Genomic DNA, 19,010 nt, shown 5'->3' with positions numbered 1-19,010 from the left:
GCGGTCGGGTCGGAGGCGGGCATTCCGTTTCGGTGGGCGTGGGAAGCGATAATGATCGTCCTGTTGTCGGTGCGGGCCGGTACGCTCGAAAGCACGATGACAGAGGACCTCTCACCGGCCGAGCGGTACGCGGCGTCCCGAGTGCGGGCCGCCGAGCAGGCCACCGCGCTCGCGGGCTTCCGCGAGATGTACGACTTCGGTCTCGACGACTTCCAGGTGGAAGCTTGTCAGGCACTCGAGGGCGGCAAGGGCGTGCTGGTGGCCGCCCCCACCGGCTCGGGCAAGACGATCGTGGGCGAGTTCGCCGTCCACCTCGCCCTGGAGCAGGGCAAGAAGTGCTTCTACACGACACCCATCAAGGCGCTGTCGAACCAGAAGTACGCCGACCTGTGCCGCCGCTACGGAGCCGACAAGGTCGGCCTCCTCACCGGCGACAACAGCGTGAACTCCGACGCCCCGATCGTCGTCATGACGACCGAGGTGCTGCGGAACATGCTGTATGCGGGCTCGCAGACCCTGCTGGGCCTCGGCTACGTGGTCATGGACGAGGTGCACTACCTCTCCGACCGCTTCCGGGGCGCCGTCTGGGAAGAGGTGATCATCCACCTGCCCGAGTCGGTGACCCTGGTGTCGCTGTCGGCCACCGTGTCCAACGCCGAGGAGTTCGGCGACTGGCTGGACACCGTGCGCGGCGACACCGAGGTGATCGTCTCCGAGCACCGGCCCGTACCGCTGTTCCAGCACGTGCTGGCCGGGCGGCGGATGTACGACCTGTTCGAGGAGGGTGAGGGCAGCAAGAAGGCCGTCAACCCCGACCTCGCCCGGCTCGCCCGGATGGAGGCCACCCGGCCCTCCTACCAGGACCGCAAGCGCGGCCGCGGCATGCGCGAGGCCGACCGGGAGCGGGAGCGCAGGCAGCGCCAGCGCGCCTGGACGCCGGGCCGCCCCGAGGTCATCGAGCGCCTGGACGCCGAGGGCCTGCTGCCCGCCATCACCTTCATCTTCAGCCGCGCCGCCTGCGAGGCCGCCGTCCAGCAGTGCCTGTACGCGGGCCTGCGCCTCAACGACGAGGAGGAGCGGGAACAGGTCCGCGCCCTGGTCGAGGAGCGCACCGCGAACATCCCGCACGAGGACCTGCACGTCCTCGGCTACTACGAATGGCTGGAGGGCCTGGAGCGCGGCATCGCCGCCCACCACGCCGGCATGCTGCCGACCTTCAAGGAGGTCGTGGAGGAGCTGTTCGTCCGGGGCCTGGTCAAGGCCGTGTTCGCCACCGAGACCCTGGCGCTGGGCATCAACATGCCCGCCCGCTCGGTGGTGCTGGAGAAGCTCGTCAAGTGGAACGGCGAACAGCACGCCGACATCACCCCCGGCGAGTACACCCAGCTCACCGGCCGGGCCGGCCGCCGGGGCATCGACGTCGAGGGCCACGCCGTGGTGCTGTGGCAGCGGGGGATGAGCCCCGAGCACCTCGCCGGGCTGGCGGGCACCCGTACGTATCCGCTGCGCTCCAGCTTCAAGCCGTCGTACAACATGGCGGTCAACCTGGTCGAGCAGTTCGGGCGGCACCGCTCGCGGGAGCTGCTGGAGACGTCGTTCGCGCAGTTCCAGGCCGACAAGTCGGTCGTCGGGATCTCCCGGCAGGTGCAGCGCAACGAGGAGGGTCTGGAGGGCTACAAGGAGTCCATGACCTGCCACCTCGGCGACTTCGACGAGTACGCGCGGCTGCGCCGCGAACTCAAGGACCGCGAGACCGAGCTGGCCCGTCAGGGCGCCAACCAGCGGCGCGCCGAGGCCGCCGTCGCCCTGGAGAAGCTCAAGCCGGGCGACATCATCCACGTGCCCACCGGCAAGTACGCGGGTCTCGCGCTGGTGCTCGACCCCGGTGTGCCCGCCGGACGGACCGGCGGCCAGCGGGGCTTCGACCACCACGACGGGCCCCGCCCGCTGGTGCTCACCGCCGAACGGCAGGTCAAGCGGCTGGCGTCGATGGACTTCCCCGTCCCCGTGGAGGCGCTGGACCGGATGCGCATCCCGAAGACGTTCAACGCCCGCTCCCCGCAGTCCCGTCGGGACCTCGCCTCCGCGCTGCGCACCAAGGCCGGGCACATCCCGCCGGAGCGGGCCCGCAAGAAGCGTTCGCAGGCCGCCGACGACCGGGAGATCGCCCGGCTGCGCACCGCGATCCGCGCGCACCCCTGCCACGGCTGCGACGACCGCGAGGACCACGCCCGCTGGGCCGAGCGCTACCACCGGCTCCAGCGCGACACCTCGCAGTTGGAGCGGCGCATCGAGGGCCGCACCAACACCATCGCGCGGACCTTCGACCGGATCGTGGCCCTGCTGACCGAACTGGACTACCTGCGGGGCGACGAGGTCACCGCCAACGGCAAGCGGCTCGCCCGGCTCTACGGCGAGTTGGACCTGCTGGCCAGCGAATGCCTGCGCGAGGGCGTGTGGGAGGGGCTCGGCCCCGCCGAACTCGCCGCCTGCGTCTCGGCGTTGGTGTACGAGGCGCGGGTCAGCGACGACGCGATGGCGCCCAAGCTGCCCTCCGGGCCGGCTCAGGCCGCGCTCGGGGAGATGGTGCGGATCTGGGGGCGGCTGGACGCGCTGGAGGAGGACTTCCGGATCAGCCAGACCGAGGGGGTCGGGCAGCGGGAGCCGGATCTGGGGTTCGCCTGGATCGCCCACCAGTGGGCCTCGGGTAAGGGGCTCGACGAGGTGCTGCGTGAGGCGGAGATGCCTGCGGGGGACTTCGTGCGGTGGACGAAGCAGGTGATCGATGTCCTCGGTCAGGTCGCTGCGGCTGCTCCTGCGGAGGGCTCGACGGTCGCCAAGAACGCGCGTAAGGCTGTTGACCAACTGCTGCGGGGAGTTGTCGCCTACTCGTCCGTGGGGTGAGCGACACAGCCCCGCGCCCCCAAGAAGGGTCGGCTCCGGCCGGCCCTTTTTGCATGCCTGTCTCGTGCTACTAAGCGTGTTCGATTGGGTGCTCGCTGTGCAAATAGGGGTGACGGTACTCCTGTTGCTCGGGGGATTTCAGGTGCTTGCCGAATATGACACGGGGGTGTCCCGGTCGGATTAGGCTCGCCCGCGGCGGACCCGGTTGAGATGGATTCGGGCGCCTGTTCCCCTATATCCCGTTCTTCCCAGAAGGCATCCATGGTGAGTGTTCAGAAACCTCCCGGTGTCCGTGAACGTCCGTACGCGCAGGTGTTGTTGCCGCCCGCCCTGGTGATGGCCGCGGTGACCGCGGCCGCCGTGTTCCTGGTGCCGGGCTCCGCCCGGATCGCCGTCGCCTGCTGCGGGGCCGTGGCCACACTGCTGCTGCTCGCCACCGCGAGCGAGGTGGTACGCCGGGGGCGTCAACTCCGGGCTGTGCAGGCCGAGAATGCCCGGCATACGGCGTATCTGGAGCACCGCATCGCCGCCCACGACGCGGAGATCGTCCGCCTCGGCTCCGACGTGCTGCCGACGGCGCTCGGGCGGCTGCGCCGGGGTGAGCGGCTGCGGGACGTCCTGCGCCATGTCGTCGACGAGGACCCCGAGCTGCGTCATCTCCCGCCGTCCCAGCGGGAGTTGCTGCGGGTCGCGCTGCGCGGTGCCGAGCACGAGATCAACATGCGCGACGCCACCCAGCGGGCGTTCGTCACCACCGCCCGGCGCGTGCAGGCCATCGTCCACCAACAGGCCAAGGAACTGCGGGAGATGGAGGAGGACCACGGCCGCAACGCCGAGGTCTTCGACGACCTGCTGCGCGTCGACCACGGCACCGCGCTGATCGGCCGTCTCGCCGACTCCATCTCGGTGCTCGGCGGCGGCCGTCCGGGGCGCCAGTGGCCGGTGCCCGTCTCGCTCTACAGCGTGCTGCGGGGCGCGATGTCCCGCATCCTGGAGTTCCCGCGCATCAACCTCGCGTCGATCGTCAACATCAACATCAAGGGCACCTCGGTCGAGCCGATCATCCACGCGGCCGCCGAGCTGTTCGACAACGCCACCCGCTACTCGCCGCCCTCGACCAAGGTGCACGTCACCGCCTTCGAGGTGCAGACCGGCCTCGCCATCGAGATCGAGGACGCCGGGGTCAGCCTCAGCGAGGAGGGGCGGGCCCGCGTCGAGCAGATGATCCTCGACGCCCGCGCCGACGACGACGCGCACAACCTCGGCGACAGCCCCCGGCTCGGCCTCGCCGTGGTCGGCCGGCTCTGCAACGCCTTCGACATGGACGTCTCGCTGCGCGCCTCCGCCTACGGCGGCGTCCGCGCCATCCTCGTCGTACCCCGCGACATGCTCACCACCGAGCCCGGTGTCGGCGCCGCGCACGGCATCGGCGCCACCGCCGTGCCGATGCCCGAACTCGGCGCGCTGGAGGGCCCCAAGCGGCCGCCCAAGCGCCGCCGCCCCACCGCGCCGCGCATCCCCGCCCCGGCCTCGATGGAGGACGACGTCCCCGAGGTCACCGAGTGGACGGCGAACGGGCTGCCGCAGCGCCGCAGCCGGGTGACCGTGCCGCTCAGCCAGCGCTACGCCGAACAGGCCGCCATCGAGCAGGCCGAGCGCGAGGGACGCCCCACCATCTGGTCCCGGACCCAGCCCGAACCGGAGCCCCAGCCCCCGGTCGACCCCGAGCGGCAGAAGCTTCTCGACCGCGAACCGGGCATGTGGGTCGACGCCTTCTGGGACGGCATGAAGAAGGGCAACGAAGGCGCCCACCCGACCGACTTCACCCGGAATCCGACCGCCTACCTGCATCTGATCGACGACTCGGCCGACACCGGCGCCGGCGACGAGGGGGAGCCCAAGTGATCCAGCAGCGTGCCAACTTCGACTGGATGCTCAAGCAACTGCACGACGGCGTACCCGGTATCGAGATGATCGTGGTGCTCTCCTCGGACGGCCTGCGCATCGCCCGCTACGGCGGTGACCCCGACGCCGCCGACCGGGTGGCCGCCGCCTGCGCCGGCGTGCAGAGCCTGGCCGGGGCGGTCGCCCAGGAACTGCCGGGCAGCAGCGGTGAGATGAAGCTCGTCGTCATCGAGATCGACGGCGGCTACTTCTATCTGATGGCCGCGGGCGACAACGCCTACCTCGCCGTCCTCGCCGACGTGGTCTGCGAACCCGGCCGGATGGGCGGCATGATGCGCGACCTCGTCGTCCGGATCGGCGCCCACCTCACCTCTCCGCCCCGGCGCGGCGGGCAGGCCGTATGACCCCGCGCCGCAAGCGGCGCCTGCCGCAGGAGGCGCCCTCCCCGCCACCCCTCTCCCCGGACACGGGCGAGGAGACGGAGGCGGGCAGCCCCGAGCGGCTGTACGCCGTCACCGGACTGCACGAGGGCGGGCGGGCGCAGCTCGATCTGGTCACCCTGATCGTGGCGCGCTCGGCGCCCCCGCCGTCCGGCACCCCCGAACAGGCGGCCGTGCTCCGGCTCTGCTCCGCACCCCTGTCCGTGGCCGAACTCTCGGCCTACCTCGACCTGCCGTTCAGCGCGATGACCGCGCTGATCACCGAGCTGATCGGCGCCGACCTGGTGCAGGCCCGCGCGCCGATCGTCCGCCAGGCGCTCCCCGACCGGACCCTCCTCGAAGCGGTGATGCATGGACTTCAACGCCTCTGACGCCGCCCCCGCGATCCCCGGCCCGCGCACCGAGGAGCGGCTCCCGCAGACCGCCCAGGCCGCGGTGAAGATCGTGATCGTGGGCGGCTTCGGCGTCGGCAAGACCACCATGGTCGGCTCGGTCAGCGAGATCAGACCGCTGACCACCGAGGAGACCATGACCCAGGCCGGTATCGGCATCGACGACAACTACGGCTCCGAGACCAAGACGGCCACCACGGTGGCCATGGACTTCGGCCGCATCAGCATCACCGACAAGCTGGTGCTCTACCTGTTCGGCACCCCCGGCCAGGAGCGGTTCTGGTTCCTGTGGAACCGGCTCTTCGAGGGCGCGCTCGGGGCGGTCGTCCTGGTCGACACCCGCCGGCTGGACGTCAGCTTCGACGTCATGGGGCGCCTGGAGGAACGCGGCGTGCCGTTCATCGTCGCCGTCAACTCCTTCCCGGACGCGCCCCGGCACCCCATCGAGGAACTGCGCGGCGCGCTCGACCTGGCCCCGGAGATCCCGATCGTCGAGTGCGACGTACGCCGCCGCGCCTCCAGCCGGGACACCCTGCTGACGCTGATGCACTTCCTGCACTCCCTCGCCCGGTCCGGCGCCCTGACCTGAGCGGGCGCGCGAACCCCATCGGCCGTCTCCCCGAAAGCGATCACTGTGACGCCTGAACCCCAGACCCCGACAGGCACCCCCGGCACCGTCCCCGGCCCACCGCCTGGCTGCCCCGCGCACGGCACCGGCCCCGGCGGCCTGCACCGGCTGTACGGCCCGGACGCGCTCGACCTGGACGACCTCTACGAGCGGCTGCGCGAGCAGTACGGCCCGGTCGCCCCCGTACTCCTCCACGACGACGTGCCCATGTGGGTGGTGCTCGGGCACGCCGAGAACCTGCACATGGTGCGCAGTCCCTCGCAGTACACCCGTGACAGCCGGGGCTGGACCCCGCTGCTGGAGGGCATGGTCAAGCCCGACCATCCGCTGATGCCGCACATCGCCCGGCAGCCGATCTGCGCGCACGCCGAGGGCGACGAGCACCAGCGGCTGCGCGCGGCCGTCACCGCCGCCATGGGCACCATCGACCACCGCGGGCTGCGCCGCTCCATCAACGGCTCCACCCAGGAACTCGTCAACCGCTTCTGCGGGCGCGGCCGCGCCGACCTGGTCTCCCAGTTCGCCGAGCACCTGCCGATGGCCGTGATGTGCGAGATCCTCGGCATGCCCGAGGAGTACGACGACCGGATGGTGCAGGCCGCCCGGGACGCGCTCAAGGGCACCGACACCGCCATCCAGAGCCACACCTACGTGATGAACGCGCTCAGCGGGCTCACCACCCGGCGCCGGGCCCGCCCCGAGGACGACGTCACCAGCCACCTCATCACGCACTCGGCGGGGCTCAGCGACGACGAGGTCCGCGAGCATCTGCGGCTGCTGCTGTTCGCCGCGTACGAGACCACCGCCAACCTGCTGGCCAACGCGCTGCGCATGGTGCTGACTGAGCCGGGGTTCCGCGCCCGGCTCAACGGCGGCCAGATGACGGTGCCGGAGGCGATCGAGCAGTCGCTGTGGGACGAGCCGCCGTTCAGCACCGTCCTCGGCTACTACGCCAAGCAGGACACCGAACTGGGCGGCCAGCGCATCCGGCGCGGCGACGGGCTGCTGTTCGCGCCCGCGCCGGGCAACCTCGACCCGCGCGTACGGCCCGACCCGACCGCGCACATGAAGGGCAACCGGTCCCATCTCGCCTTCGGCGGCGGCCCGCACGAATGCCCCGGCCAGGACATCGGGCGGGCCATCGCCGACATCGGGGTGGACGCCCTGCTGACCCGGCTGCCGGACATCCGGCTGGAGTGTGCCGAGGAGGATCTGCGCTGGCGGTCCTCCATCGCGTCCCGGCATCTGGTCTCGCTGCCGGTGCTGTTCGAGCCCAAGCCCAAGCAGGACGTCAACCGGGCGCCCAGCATGTCCCCCCTCCACCCGCACCGGGTGGAGCAACCGGTGCCGCAGCCGCGCGGGTGGGCCGAGAATAAGGCAGACAAGGCAGACAAGGCGGACAAGGCTGAGAAGGCGGGGAAGCCGGAGAAGGCGGAGGAGCGGGTGGTGCCGGTGCCGCCCGCCGAGCCGGCCGGGTCCTGGGCCGCGCCGTCGGGGAGCGCGCCGCCGAGCCGCTGGCAGCGGATGTGGCGGTGGCTGCTGGGGGAGTGAGCCGGGCCGGGGTCAGGCGTCGGCCCACTCCTTCGGGGAGGTCCACGCCTGGAGCGTGCGCCCGCTGACGAAGCTGTGCCGGGCGCCGGTCAGCGGGTCGGTGAACTCCAGCCTGCGGGCCAGGAGTTGGAGGGGGCGCCGGAAGTCGCCGGGCGCCGTCTCAGGGGCCACCTCCGGGTAGAGGGGGTCGCCGAGGATGGGGACGCCGAGCGTGTTCAGGTGCACCCGGAGCTGGTGGGTCTGGCCGGTGGTCGGCAGCAGACGATAACGGGCCAGGCCGTCCCGCTCGCGGTGCCCGGTGATCTCCACCCGTGTCACCGCGTTGGGCTCGCCCGCCACCTCCCGCGCGGCCAGCACCCCGCGCTCTTTCAGAATCCGGCTGCGCACGGTCCTGGGCAGCGTCAGCTCCGGGGCGTGCGGGGCGACGGCCTCGTACTCCTTGTGCACCCGGCGGTCGCGGAACAGGCCCTGGTAGGCGCCGCGTTCCTCCGGGCGCACGGTGAACAGCACCAGTCCGGCGGTCAGCCGGTCCAGCCGGTGCGCGGCGCCCAGTCCGGGCAGGCCGAGGTCGTGGCGGAGGCGGGCGAGGAGGGTCTCGGAGACGTGGGAGCCGCGCGGGGTGGTGGCCAGGAAGTGCGGTTTGTCGGCGACGACGATGTGCTCGTCCCGGTACACCACCTCGACCGGGAAGGGCACCGGCACCTCCGGGGGCAGCTCGCGGTGGAACCACACGAACATCCCCGGCCGGTACGGCGCGTCCGGCGCCACCGGCAGCCCGTCGGCACCCACCACCGCCCCGGCGTGGAACATCGCCTCCACTTGGCCCGGACCGGCCCCCGTCAGCCGCGCCACCAGGTGCTCGCGCACCGTGGCCCATGTCCCCTCCAGGGGCAGCCGCACCCGTACGGGGTCGACACCCCGGCGCTGGGGGAGCGGGGCGGGCGGGGGCTGCGTACGGCGTCTCATCAGGTTCCCCAGGTTACGGGGGCCGCCCAATCCGGTTGGCCCGCCGCCGGGCGCTTGGCAGGATGCCGGGCATGCCGTTTCTCACCAGCCCGGTGCTGCCCGCAGGAACCCTCGCCCGTCAGCCGCAGCCCGACATCCCGGCCGCGGCCGGGATGCGCCTGCGCCCCTGGCGGGCCGAGGACGCGCCCGCCGTCCATGCCGCCTTCCAGGACCCGACCCTCAATCAGTGGCACGGGCGGTCCTGTGACGCCCCGGAGGAGGCCGCCGGCTGGATCGAGGACTGGCACGCGGAGTGGACGCGGGAGCATGGCGCCCAGTGGGCCGTGGTGCGCGCGGACACCGGTGAGCTGCTCGGCCGGGCCGCGCTGCGGGAGATCCGGCTGCGGGACGGTGTGGCCGAGGTGGCGTACTGGACGGTGGCGCGGGCGCGCGGGCGGGGTGTGGCCCGGCATGCCACGGACGCGCTGGTGCGCTGGTCGTTCCACGAGATCGGCTTCAACCGGCTGGAGCTGATGCACGCCACCGCCAACGAGGCGTCCTGCCGGGTCGCCACCAAGGCGGGGTTCGCCGTGGAGGGCACCCGGCGCCGGGCGCTGCTGCACCCGGACGGCTGGCACGACATGCATCTGCACGCCCGGCTCAGGGGCGACTGAGGCGCCGCCCCCGCCGCCCCCGCCGCTCCCGTCCCGTCACGCGGCCGCGTTCTCCTGCTCGGCCTCGATGCGCGCGTTCCACTCCGGCTTGCTGGCCTGCCAGCCGTCCTCGTTGTGGCCCAGGCGCCAGTAGCCGGAGATGGAGAGGTCCTCGCGGGGAATCCGCGCGTCCACCCGCAGCATCCGGCGCAGTTCCTTCACGAAGGACGCCTCGCCGTGCACGAAGGCGTGCGGCCGGCCCTCGGGGAACTCCAGCGCCCGCACGGCCTCCAGCAGGGCCTCGCCCACCGGGCGGTCCCCGCGGTGCAGCCAGACGACCTCCACCTCGGAGTCGATCTTCTGCTCCTCCTCGGGACCGGCCACCTCCACGAAGGCGTGCGCGGGCGTGCCCGACGGCAGGGTCTCCAGGGCGCGGGCGATGGCGGGCAGCGCGCTCTCGTCCCCGACGAGCAGATGCCAGTCGGCCGTCACATCGGGGGTGTAGGCGCCGCCGGGGCCGAAGAAGCGCAGGGTCTCGCCGGGGCGGACCCGGGTGGCCCAGGGCCCGGCGAGGCCCTGGTCGCCGTGGATGACGAAGTCGAGGGTCATCTCCCGGTGCTCGGCGTCCCAGGCGCGCACGGTGTACGTACGGGTCACCGGCCACTGCTCACGGGGGAGTTCGGCCTGGACGCGCTCCAGGTCGAACGGCTCCGGGTAGGTCATCCCGTCCACCGGGGCGAAGAGCAGCTTCACATAGTGGTCGGTCCAGGTGTCGGCCGAGAAGTCGGCCAGTCCGGCGCCGCCGAGCACGATCCGCTGGACGTGCGGGGTCAGCCGCTCGGTGCGTACCACCTGGGCGGAATGGAGCTTGCGCGGCTTTCGCCCCGGACGCTCTGCCATGACGGCCTCCTGCTGCCTTGGTTAGGTATACCTAAGCTAGCACCTCGCGCCGGGGTCGCTTTGGTGTCGGGGGTCCCTTCGTCCGGAGATTTCCCTCGCACAGGGGGTCGTACTCACGCCTCCAGCGTGGTCAACAGCCGCTGGAGCGAGCCGCCCAGGCCCCAGCGGGCCGCGAGCGCGTCCAGGGCGGCGGCGTCGCGCGGAGTGTGCGGCAAGTCGGTGTCCACCTCGGGCAGCGGGACGTCGTCGGCGACCCGGACGACCTTCGGGGCGACCGCGAGATAGGGGGCCGCCTCGGTCAGCCGCTTGCGCTGGGCCGGGGTCAGCTTCGCCTTCGGGTCGTCCACGGCCGCGACGATCCCGGCCAGGTCCCCGAACTCGGCCAGCAGCTTGGCCGCCGTCTTCTCCCCGACACCGGGCACGCCCGGCAGGCCGTCACTCGGGTCGCCGCGCAGCAGCGCCAGATCGGCGTAACCCCGGCCGTCCACGCCGTACTTCTCGCGCAGCCACGCCTCGTCGGTGAGCTGGAGGGTGCCGACGCCCTTGAGCGGATACAGGACGCGGATGTCACGGGCGTCGTCGACCAGTTGGTACAGGTCGCGGTCGCCGGTGACGATGTCGACGGGGCCGTCCGCGCGGGCGGTGAACGTGCCGATCACGTCGTCCGCCTCGTATCCGGCCACGCCCACGCGGGCGATGCCGAGCGCGTCCAGCACCTCCTCGATCACCGGGACCTGCGGGGATAGGGTGTCCGGGACCTCCTCCGCGTCCGGCGCGCCCTCGTGCTCCTCGGCCACCCGGTGCGCCTTGTAGGAGGGGATCAGGTCGACCCGCCACTGGGGGCGCCAGTCGGCGTCCATGCAGGCCACCAGCTTGTCCGGGCGGTGGTCCTTGACCAGGCGGTCGATGAAGTCCAGCAGTCCGCGCACCGCGTTCACCGGGGTGCCGTCCGGCGCCCGCACCGAGTCCGGCACGCCGAAGTAGGCGCGGAAGTACAGGGAGGCGGTGTCGAGAAGCATCAGTCGTCCGGTCACGCTCGCATCATGCCGCACCGCACCGACAGCGGGCCCGCGCACCGGGCCCACGCATGTGACCTGGACCACTTCCGTGTTTGGCTCAAATACGACCGGGCAGGCGCCGCGCGCCGGAACGAGGCAATTGCTTATCAAGTGACAACTATCCCTCGTCTCCTGCTTCTTGCCGCCTAGCCGAGGGACATGCATGACAGCGAGAATCGAAGCGGAACATCTCTACAAGGTGTTCGGCAGACGACCGGACCAGGCCGTGGCACGGCTCGAACAGGGCGCCGACCGCGACGATCTGCGCGCGGAGGGCAGCACCGCCGCCGTCATCGACGCCTCCTTCGCCGTCGCGCCGGGTGAGATCTTCGTTGTCATGGGCCTGTCCGGCTCGGGCAAGTCCACCCTGCTGCGCACGCTCAACGGCCTGCTCGCGCCCACCGCGGGCCGGGTCCGCTTCGACGGACAGGACCTCACCGCGCTCGGTGACCGCGAGCTGCGCGAGGTCCGGGCCAACAAGATCAGCATGGTGTTCCAGCACTTCGCGCTCTTCCCGCACCGCAGCGTCCGTGACAACGCCGCGTACGGCCTGGCCGTGCAGGGCGTGCCCCGCGCCGAGCGCGAACGCCGCGCCGACGAGGCGCTCGCCCTGTGCGGGCTGGCCGGCTGGGAGGACTCCTGGCCCGACGAACTCTCCGGCGGCATGCAGCAGCGCGTCGGCCTCGCCCGCGCGCTCGCCACCGACGCCGACCTGCTGCTGATGGACGAGTCCTTCAGCGCACTGGACCCGCTGATCCGCCGCGACATGCAGGACCAGCTCCTCGAACTGCAGAAGACGCTGCACAAGACGATCGTCTTCATCACCCACGACCTCAACGAGGCCATGCGCCTGGGCGACCGCATCGCCGTCATGCGTGACGGCCGCATCGTGCAGACCGGCACCGCCGAGGACATCCTGCTGCGCCCCGCGGACGACTACGTCGCCTCCTTCATCCAGGACGTCGACCGCTCCCGCGTGCTCACCGCGTCCGCCGTCATGGACACCGACGTGACGGGCGACGAGGCCGACTGCGCCTGCGAGACCGCCGCGCCCGGCACGCCGTTCACCGAACTGTGCGCGCTCAGCGCCCGCCTCAGCCACCCGGTCGCCGTCCTCGACGCCGACCGCACCGTGGTCGGCGTCGTCCCCGAGAGCCGCCTGGTCGGCTTCCTCGGCGACGACCGGAAGGACCCGATCGTCTGCGACCACGGCGGCGACGGGAGGAAGGTGACCGCCCGTGCCTAGGCTTCCGCTCGGTGACTGGGTCGACTCCGGGGTCGACTGGCTGGTCGGCCACCTCTCCTGGCTCTTCGACGCCGTCCGCGCCGTCCTGGAGGGCATGTACGACGGCATCGACGCCGTCCTCACCGCCCCCCAGCCCCTGCTGCTCGCCGGCATCCTCGCCGTCCTCGCCTGGTGGCTGCGCGGACTGCTCGCCGGTGTCCTCGCCTTCGCCGGATTCGCCCTCGTGGACTCCCTCGACCTGTGGGAACGGGCCATGTCCACGCTCTCGCTGGTGTTGGTCGCCACCATCATCGCGCTGGTCATCTCGATCCCGCTCGGCATCTGGGCCGCCCGCTCCCGCGCGGTGAGCGCCACCCTGCGCCCCGCGCTGGACCTGCTCCAGACCATGCCGTCGATGGTGCTGCTGATCCCGGCCATGCTCTTCTTCGGCCTCGGCACCGCCGCCGGTGTCGTCGCCACCCTGATCTTCGCGCTCGCCCCCGGCGTCCGCATGACCGAGCTGGGCATCCGCCAGGTCGACGCCGAACTGGTCGAAGCCGCCGAGGCGTTCGGCACCACACCCCGCGACACCCTGTGGCGGGTTCAGCTCCCGCTCGCGCTGCCCACCATCATGGCGGGCGTCAACCAGGTCATCATGCTCGGCCTGTCCATGGTCGTCATCGCGGGCATGGTCGGCACCGGCGGCTTGGGCGGCGCGGTCAACGAGGCCATCGGCCAGCTCGACATCGGCTACGGCTTCGAGGCGGGCGTCGGCATCGTCGTCCTCGCCATCTACCTCGACCGGGTGACCGGCGCGCTCGGCACCCACCTCTCCCCGCTGGGCCGCCGCGCCGCCGCCAAGGCCCGGCCCACCGCCTGGTCGTACCGGCCGCGCCCGGCCGTCGCCGTCGTCGCGGTGGTCGTGCTCGCGCTGGTCGCGGGCGGCCTCGGGGTCTTCGGGCCCGGCGCCACCAAGTCCACCGCCTCCGGTACGGACATCGGCAAGGGCAAGGAGATCAAGCTCGGGTACATCCCGTGGGACGAGGGCATCGCCTCCACCTTCCTCTGGAAGGAGCTGCTGGAGCGGCGCGGCTTCAAGGTCAGCGTCACCCAGTACGCGGCCGGCCCCCTCTACACCGGCCTCGCCACCGGCAACCTGGACTTCGAGACCGACTCCTGGCTGCCCACCACGCACGCCGAGTACTGGAAGAAGTACGGCGACCGGATGGAGGACCTGGGCAACTGGTACGGCTCCACCTCCCTGGAGCTGACCGTCCCGTCCTATGTGAAGGACGTGAACTCCCTGGCCGACCTGAAGGACCACGCCGCCGAGTTCGACGGCCGGATCATCGGCATCGAGCCCAGCGCGGGCATGATGGGCCTGCTCAAGGACAAGGTGCTCGACCAGTACGGCCTCAAGGGCAAGTACGAGGTCGTCGACGGCTCCACCCCGGCCATGCTGACCGAGCTGAAGCGGGCCTACGCCAAGAAGCAGCCCGTGGTCGTCACCCTGTGGTCCCCGCACTGGGCGTACAGCGACTACAAGCTGAAGAAGCTCAAGGACCCGGCGGGCGCCTGGGGCAAGGGCGACAAGGTGCACACCCTCGCCCGCAAGGGGTTCAGCGAGGACAACCCCGAGGTCGCCAAGTGGCTGAAGGACTTCTCGATGACCGAGAAGCAGCTCACCGGCCTGGAAGCCCGTATCCAGAAGGCCGGCAAGGGCAAGGAGCAGGACGCCGTGCGCACCTGGCTCAAGGAGAACCCGAAGCTGGCCGACACCTGGGCACCGGCCGGCAACGCCGAGAAGTAGGCGGCCCCACGAGGTGAGACGAGGGGAGGGGGCGGACGCGGCACCCGCGTCCGCCCCCGCGGCCGATTTCACCACCGTAGGGTTCCGGCCAACCACGGAGCGCCATGGGCCCCGCCTCACGGGAACACCTGGGGGCGCCCGAGCCTTTAAGCAGGTGAACGCCGCGGAACACCGGGGCAGGACCAGGCGTCCGGCGGACCGCGGCACTGGCGCGAACCGTGGGGTACCGGCCCGGCGGCGGCGCGGGATGTGAGAGGCGCGTGAAACGGTTTGCCGAACGTGCGTAGGGTGCAGACAGCTTAGGGACAGGGGCGCCCGGCACACGGCGTCCGGGCAGCCGCGCCACGCGTGAAGGAGGGAGCCGCAGCGATGGGCGACCACAAGGAGCGACAGCCCGTGCGGGTCGGCGCGGCCGTCCGGCGGCGCCGCCGGACGCTCGAACTCACCCTCGCGGTCGTGGCCGAGCGCAGCGGCCTCTCGGTGCCCTTCCTCAGCCAGGTGGAGAACGACCGGGCCCGCCCGAGCCGCACCTCCCTGGAGAAGCTGGCCGACGCGCTGCGCACCACGGCGGTGGAACTCCTCGCTGCCGCCGACCCCGCGTGCAGCGTGGACGTCGTACGCGGCGAGCCGGTCGCGGACGGCGACTTCACCGCCCGGACCCGCGCCCTGGTGCGCGGCCACCACCAGCTCCACGCCTCCGAGTTCACCGGCGACCACGACGCCGGCCGCGAGTTCCAGCACCGCAACGACGAGCTGATGTACGTGGCCGACGGCGCGGTCGAGATCGAGGCCGAGGGCCGCGCCTACCGGCTCGGCCGGGGCGACACCCTGTACCTGACCGGCGGTGTCCGCCACCGCTGGCGGGCCACCGTGCCGGACACCCGGGTGATCGTGGTGGCCGTCGCCGAGCACATCGAGGCGGTCCAGGACCGGGCGCGGTAGTGCGGGTCGTCTCCCTGGTGCCGTCTCTGACCGAGGCGGTCGCCGTGACGCTGCCCGGTGTCCTCGTCGGAGCCACCGACTGGTGCGAACGCCCGGCGGACCTCGACGTCGAGCGCGTCGGCGGCACCAAGAACCCCGACACCGCGCGGATCGCCGCCCTCGAACCCGACCTCGTGATCGCCAACGAGGAGGAGAACCGCGCCCCCGACCTCGACGCCCTGCGCGCGGCGGGCGTCCCGGTGCTGGTCACCGAGGTGCGCACCGTGCCGCAGGCATTCACCGAGCTGGAGCGGGTGCTGTCGGCGTGCGGCGCCACGAGCCGGCCCGGCTGGCTGGACGGCGCCGAGGCGGCCTGGGCCGCGCCGCCGGAGTCGCACCGGCCGCTGAGTGCCGTGGTGCCGGTCTGGCGCCGCCCCTGGATGGTGCTCGGCCGGGACACCTTCGCGGGCGACGTACTGGCCCGCCTCGGCGTACGGCACCTGTACGACGGCCACACCGAGCGCTACCCCCGCGTCCCGCTGGACGAGCTGAACGCGGCGGACCCCGACCTGGTCGTCCTGCCCGACGAGCCGTACCGCTTCACCGCCGACGACGGCCCCGAGGCGTTCCCCGGCCTGCCCTGCGCCCTGGTCAGCGGACGGCACCTGACCTGGTACGGACCCTCGCTGCTCGAAGCGCCCCGCGTGCTGGGGGAGGCGCTGGCAGCAGCGCGCCGCTGAGCAGGCCGCGCACGGTACCGGCGGCCGCGGCGGCCCAGGCGATGAGCAGCAGGGTGTACAGGGCGACCGCGAGCCCCGCGTACACCGTCAGGCCGGTGTGCCGGGCCAGGGAGGCGGCGCCGGTGACACAGGTGCCGACCGGGAAGGTGAGTCCCCACCAGCTCAGCGCGAACCGCATGCCCCGGCGCCGCGCCCGCCCCACCTGCGCGGCGGCGAACGCCAGCCACAGCAGCGCGAAGCCCATCACCGGCACCCCGTACAGCACCGCGAACACCGCGAGCCCCCGGTCGTACGGCGCCGGGACCACCCCCGGCGCCAGATCCGCGATCGCGCCGGCCGCAGTGGTGGACTGGCCCAGCGGGCCGAGGACCAGGAACAGGGCCGGGGTGAGCGCGAGCGGCAGCGGGCCGTGGAGCAGCAGACGGGCGAGGAGCAGCGGCAGCATCAGCAGCGTGGCCAGCAGGCTCAGCCCGAACAGCGCCAGGCAGCCCAGCAGCAGGGTCGCACGAGGCTGGCCCGGCGGCAGATACGGCACCAGCGCGGGACCGAGCGCGGCCGACACCATCGGCGCGACCAGCGGCAGCAGCCACACGGGGGTGGCGTCGGCGAGAGCGGGCCGGTGCCGGGTCACCATCAGGTACGGCACCGCCACGGCCGCCGCCAGGCCCAGTGCCGTACCGGCCGTGAACAGCACGGCGTCCAGGGCCACGGCCGCCTGTGTGCCGATCCAGTACCGGCCCGCGGAGAGGGCGCCCCCGCCGACCGCGAGGAGGGCCATGGCGGCGCAGCCGTGGAAGGGGGCGGTCGCCGGGTCGAGGAGGTGCGCGCGGGCCTGGTCGCGGTGGTGGGTCCAGTGCAGGGCGCGGGCCGCGAGGAGGGCGAGCAGCAGGAGCAGGGAGAGGGTCCACAGGGCGGCGCAGAGCCAGCGGACGTGGGAGGGGAGGGCGGCACCCGCCGAGCCGACGATCGCCGTGCCCATGACGGCGGCGTACCAGTTCGGGCCGAGGTGGCGGAGGCGGGCTGCGGTGACCATGGGACCAGCTTCCTGGCGCGGATCGTCGCTGACCAGGGATGGTGTGTCTATGGGGGCATAAGATGGTCTTATGAGCGAAGAGCAGGCGAGGAGCGGTTCGCTGGCGCACCGGGTGCCCGATCTGGGCGGCCTCGAGCTGCTGCTGGCGGTGGCCCGGCTGGGCAGCCTCGGTTCGGCCGCGCGCGAGCTGGGCATCACCCAGCCCGCCGCCAGCAGCCGGCTGCGCTCCATGGAACGGCAGCTCGGTGTCGCCCTGGTCGACCGCTCCCCGCGCGGCTCCCGGCTCACCGACGCGGGCGCGCTGGTCACCGACTGGGCCCGGCAGGTCGTGGCGGCGGCCGAGGTGTTCGACGCGGGCGCGCAGGCGCTCCGTGCGACGCGGGACTCCCGGTTGCGGGTCGCGGCCAGCATGACCATCGCCGAGTACCTGCTGCCCGGCTGGCTGCTCGCACTGCGCGCCGGACGCCCGGACACGGCGGTGTCCCTGCTCGCGGGCAACTCGGCCAAGGTCGCCGAACTCCTGCTCGCGGGCGAGGCCGACCTCGGTTTCGTGGAGGGGCTGAGTGTCCCCACCGGCCTGGACTCGGCCGTCATCGCGCACGACCGCCTCACCGTCGTCACCGCCCCCGCCCACCCCTGGGCCCGCCGCCCCCGCCCCCTGACGACGGCGGAACTCGCCGCCACCCCCCTGATCCTCCGCGAACGCGGCTCCGGCACCCGCCAGGTCCTCGACGCCGCCCTCGGCGCCCCCGCCCGCCCCCTGATCGAACTCTCCTCCACCACCGCCGTGAAGGCAGCCGTGATCAGCGGCGCGGGCCCGGCCGTCCTCAGCGAACTCGCCGTCGGCGAGGAACTCACCACCCGCCGCCTGATCGGCATCCCGGTGGAGGGGGCCGCCCTGCGCCGGGACCTGCGGGCGGTGTGGCCCACGGGACACCGGCCTACGGGACCGGCGAGGGAGCTGCTGTCACTGACGCGGGGATGAGGCGGGGGCTGCTTCGGGGGCGGGCTGTGGGCGTGCCGGCCGTGATCCGGGCCGGCGGGCCCGGAGTGGGTGTGCCGTGATCGGCCTGCCGTACCCGGCGTGGCGTGGGGCTCGGTCGCCCCGTGCCTGCCGGGCGACCGCGCTCAGCCCGGCCGTTGGCCCCGTGGGCGCCCGGCGGGCAGTCGGCCGCGTCTCCGTGTCGCACCGCTTCATGCCGCTCAGCTCGCGGCAGCGACCAGCGCTCTCATCACCCGGTCGTCCGTGCCCATCTCCGGGTGCCACTGGACGCCGAGCACCCAGCCCTCGGCGGAGGGGAGTTCGACGGCTTCGATCGTGCCGTCGGAGGCATGGGCGGAGGGGGTGAGGGCGGGGGCGAGGCGGGCGATCGCCTGGTGGTGGTAGGTGGGGACGCTGGTGCCGTCCGGCTGGATGGCCGCGTAGAGGGTGCCCGGTACCGGGTGGACGGGGTGGGCGCCGAAGACGCCGACCGCCTCCGTGTGGCCGTCGAGGTGCTGGACGAGGGTGCCGCCCAGGGCGACGTTGAGGAGCTGCATGCCCCGGCAGATGCCGAGGAGGGGGACGTGGGCGGCCAACGCGGCCTCGATCAGGGCGAGTTCCCAGGCGTCACGTTCCGGGGCGGGCGGGCCGCAGCGGGGGGAGCGTTCGGCGCCGTAGCGGGCGGGGTCGACATCGGGGCCGCCGGCGATCACCACGCCGTCCAGGCGGGCCACCACCTCCGGTGCCAGCGCCGGGTCGTCCGGGGGCAGCAGGGCGGGGAGGCCGCCCGCACGGCTCACCAGGCGGGGGTAGGCGGCCGGGAGGAGGGCCGCCTCCAGTTCCCAGACGCCCCAGCGGGCGCCCGCCTCCAGATACGTACTCACGCCGATCAGCGGCCGTCCGCCCATGTGCCCTCCAAAGGT

Annotated in this window: 17 protein-coding genes; 12 read left to right on the top strand and 5 right to left on the bottom strand. The window is 72.7% G+C overall.

What is annotated here, in order from left to right; translation table 11 throughout:
• Positions 1-51 precede the first annotated feature (51 nt).
• The 6 genes from ACZ3HQ_RS26200 to ACZ3HQ_RS26175 all read left to right on the top strand — a co-directional run bounded on the left by ACZ3HQ_RS26200 (position 52) and on the right by ACZ3HQ_RS26175 (position 7,820).
• Complete coding sequence (locus ACZ3HQ_RS26200; protein WP_467514535.1) at positions 52-2,904, top strand: DEAD/DEAH box helicase; 2,853 nt, start codon at positions 52-54, stop codon at positions 2,902-2,904.
• Positions 2,905-3,165: 261 nt separating this feature from the next.
• Entirely contained in the window at positions 3,166-4,809 is a 1,644-nt protein-coding gene (locus ACZ3HQ_RS26195) for an ATP-binding protein (RefSeq protein WP_467514533.1), read from the top strand.
• A complete protein-coding gene (locus ACZ3HQ_RS26190) occupies positions 4,806-5,213 on the top strand; it encodes a roadblock/LC7 domain-containing protein (RefSeq protein ID WP_030812755.1) in 408 nt (135 codons plus the stop codon). Before ACZ3HQ_RS26195 ends, ACZ3HQ_RS26190 begins: the two co-directional genes overlap by 4 nt.
• Positions 5,210-5,620 carry a DUF742 domain-containing protein gene (locus ACZ3HQ_RS26185; RefSeq protein WP_467514531.1) on the top strand — a complete coding sequence of 137 codons (411 nt, stop codon included), beginning with the start codon at positions 5,210-5,212 and terminating at the stop codon, positions 5,618-5,620. The genes ACZ3HQ_RS26190 and ACZ3HQ_RS26185 overlap by 4 nt, the downstream gene beginning before the upstream one ends.
• A complete protein-coding gene (locus ACZ3HQ_RS26180) occupies positions 5,601-6,230 on the top strand; it encodes a GTP-binding protein (RefSeq protein WP_467514529.1) in 630 nt (209 codons plus the stop codon). Before ACZ3HQ_RS26185 ends, ACZ3HQ_RS26180 begins: the two co-directional genes overlap by 20 nt.
• Before the next feature lie 45 nt (positions 6,231-6,275).
• Positions 6,276-7,820 carry a cytochrome P450 gene (locus tag ACZ3HQ_RS26175; RefSeq protein ID WP_467514527.1) on the top strand — a complete coding sequence of 515 codons (1,545 nt, stop codon included), beginning with the start codon at positions 6,276-6,278 and terminating at the stop codon, positions 7,818-7,820.
• Positions 7,821-7,832: 12 nt separating this feature from the next.
• On the opposite strand, the gene ACZ3HQ_RS26170 is transcribed toward ACZ3HQ_RS26175, so the two are convergent.
• Positions 7,833-8,786 (bottom strand): pseudouridine synthase, encoded by a 954-nt coding sequence (locus tag ACZ3HQ_RS26170; protein ID WP_467514525.1) that lies wholly within the window; start codon positions 8,784-8,786, stop codon positions 7,833-7,835.
• A 71-nt stretch (positions 8,787-8,857) separates the two neighbouring features.
• On the opposite strand from ACZ3HQ_RS26170, the gene ACZ3HQ_RS26165 reads away from it, so the two are divergent.
• Positions 8,858-9,439 (top strand): GNAT family N-acetyltransferase, encoded by a 582-nt coding sequence (locus ACZ3HQ_RS26165; protein WP_467514523.1) that lies wholly within the window; start codon positions 8,858-8,860, stop codon positions 9,437-9,439.
• A 36-nt stretch (positions 9,440-9,475) separates the two neighbouring features.
• Here the strand turns inward: ACZ3HQ_RS26165 and ACZ3HQ_RS26160 are convergent, their stop codons facing one another.
• Both ACZ3HQ_RS26160 and ACZ3HQ_RS26155 read right to left on the bottom strand, forming a co-directional pair.
• A complete protein-coding gene (locus tag ACZ3HQ_RS26160) occupies positions 9,476-10,318 on the bottom strand; it encodes a siderophore-interacting protein (protein ID WP_467514522.1) in 843 nt (280 codons plus the stop codon).
• A 113-nt stretch (positions 10,319-10,431) separates the two neighbouring features.
• Positions 10,432-11,352, bottom strand: a complete 921-nt coding sequence (locus tag ACZ3HQ_RS26155; RefSeq protein WP_467514520.1) for a 5'-3' exonuclease — start codon at positions 11,350-11,352, stop codon at positions 10,432-10,434.
• A 187-nt stretch (positions 11,353-11,539) separates the two neighbouring features.
• Between ACZ3HQ_RS26155 and ACZ3HQ_RS26150 the strand changes: the two genes are divergently transcribed.
• The 4 genes from ACZ3HQ_RS26150 (at position 11,540) to ACZ3HQ_RS26135 (ending at position 16,072) form a co-directional block, all read left to right on the top strand.
• Positions 11,540-12,622 carry a quaternary amine ABC transporter ATP-binding protein gene (locus tag ACZ3HQ_RS26150; protein ID WP_467514518.1) on the top strand — a complete coding sequence of 361 codons (1,083 nt, stop codon included), beginning with the start codon at positions 11,540-11,542 and terminating at the stop codon, positions 12,620-12,622.
• Positions 12,615-14,411, top strand: coding sequence for an ABC transporter permease/substrate binding protein (locus tag ACZ3HQ_RS26145; protein ID WP_467514516.1), 1,797 nt, complete (start codon positions 12,615-12,617; stop codon positions 14,409-14,411). Before ACZ3HQ_RS26150 ends, ACZ3HQ_RS26145 begins: the two co-directional genes overlap by 8 nt.
• 369 nt (positions 14,412-14,780) lie before the next feature.
• Complete coding sequence (locus ACZ3HQ_RS26140; protein WP_467514514.1) at positions 14,781-15,353, top strand: helix-turn-helix domain-containing protein; 573 nt, start codon at positions 14,781-14,783, stop codon at positions 15,351-15,353.
• Positions 15,353-16,072: a helical backbone metal receptor gene (locus tag ACZ3HQ_RS26135; RefSeq protein WP_467514512.1), complete on the top strand. Its 720-nt coding sequence runs from the start codon at positions 15,353-15,355 to the stop codon at positions 16,070-16,072. The genes ACZ3HQ_RS26140 and ACZ3HQ_RS26135 overlap by 1 nt, the downstream gene beginning before the upstream one ends.
• Here ACZ3HQ_RS26135 and ACZ3HQ_RS26130 read toward each other — a convergent pair.
• Positions 15,984-17,105 carry an SLAC1 family transporter gene (locus ACZ3HQ_RS26130; RefSeq protein ID WP_467514510.1) on the bottom strand — a complete coding sequence of 374 codons (1,122 nt, stop codon included), beginning with the start codon at positions 17,103-17,105 and terminating at the stop codon, positions 15,984-15,986. The two genes, ACZ3HQ_RS26135 and ACZ3HQ_RS26130, sit on opposite strands and share 89 nt — an antisense overlap.
• Positions 17,106-17,175: 70 nt before the next feature.
• Here ACZ3HQ_RS26130 and ACZ3HQ_RS26125 point away from each other — a divergent pair, with 70 nt between their 5' ends.
• On the top strand, positions 17,176-18,090 hold the full coding sequence (locus ACZ3HQ_RS26125) for a LysR family transcriptional regulator (RefSeq protein WP_467514508.1): 915 nt from the start codon (positions 17,176-17,178) through the stop codon (positions 18,088-18,090).
• A 218-nt stretch (positions 18,091-18,308) separates the two neighbouring features.
• On the opposite strand, the gene ACZ3HQ_RS26120 is transcribed toward ACZ3HQ_RS26125, so the two are convergent.
• A complete protein-coding gene (locus tag ACZ3HQ_RS26120; protein WP_467514506.1) occupies positions 18,309-18,995 on the bottom strand; it encodes a gamma-glutamyl-gamma-aminobutyrate hydrolase family protein in 687 nt (228 codons plus the stop codon).
• Positions 18,996-19,010: the final 15 nt, after the last annotated feature.

Source organism: Streptomyces sp. NPDC018263, assembly GCF_055562575.1.
This window is presented reverse-complemented; position numbering and strand designations above follow the sequence as displayed.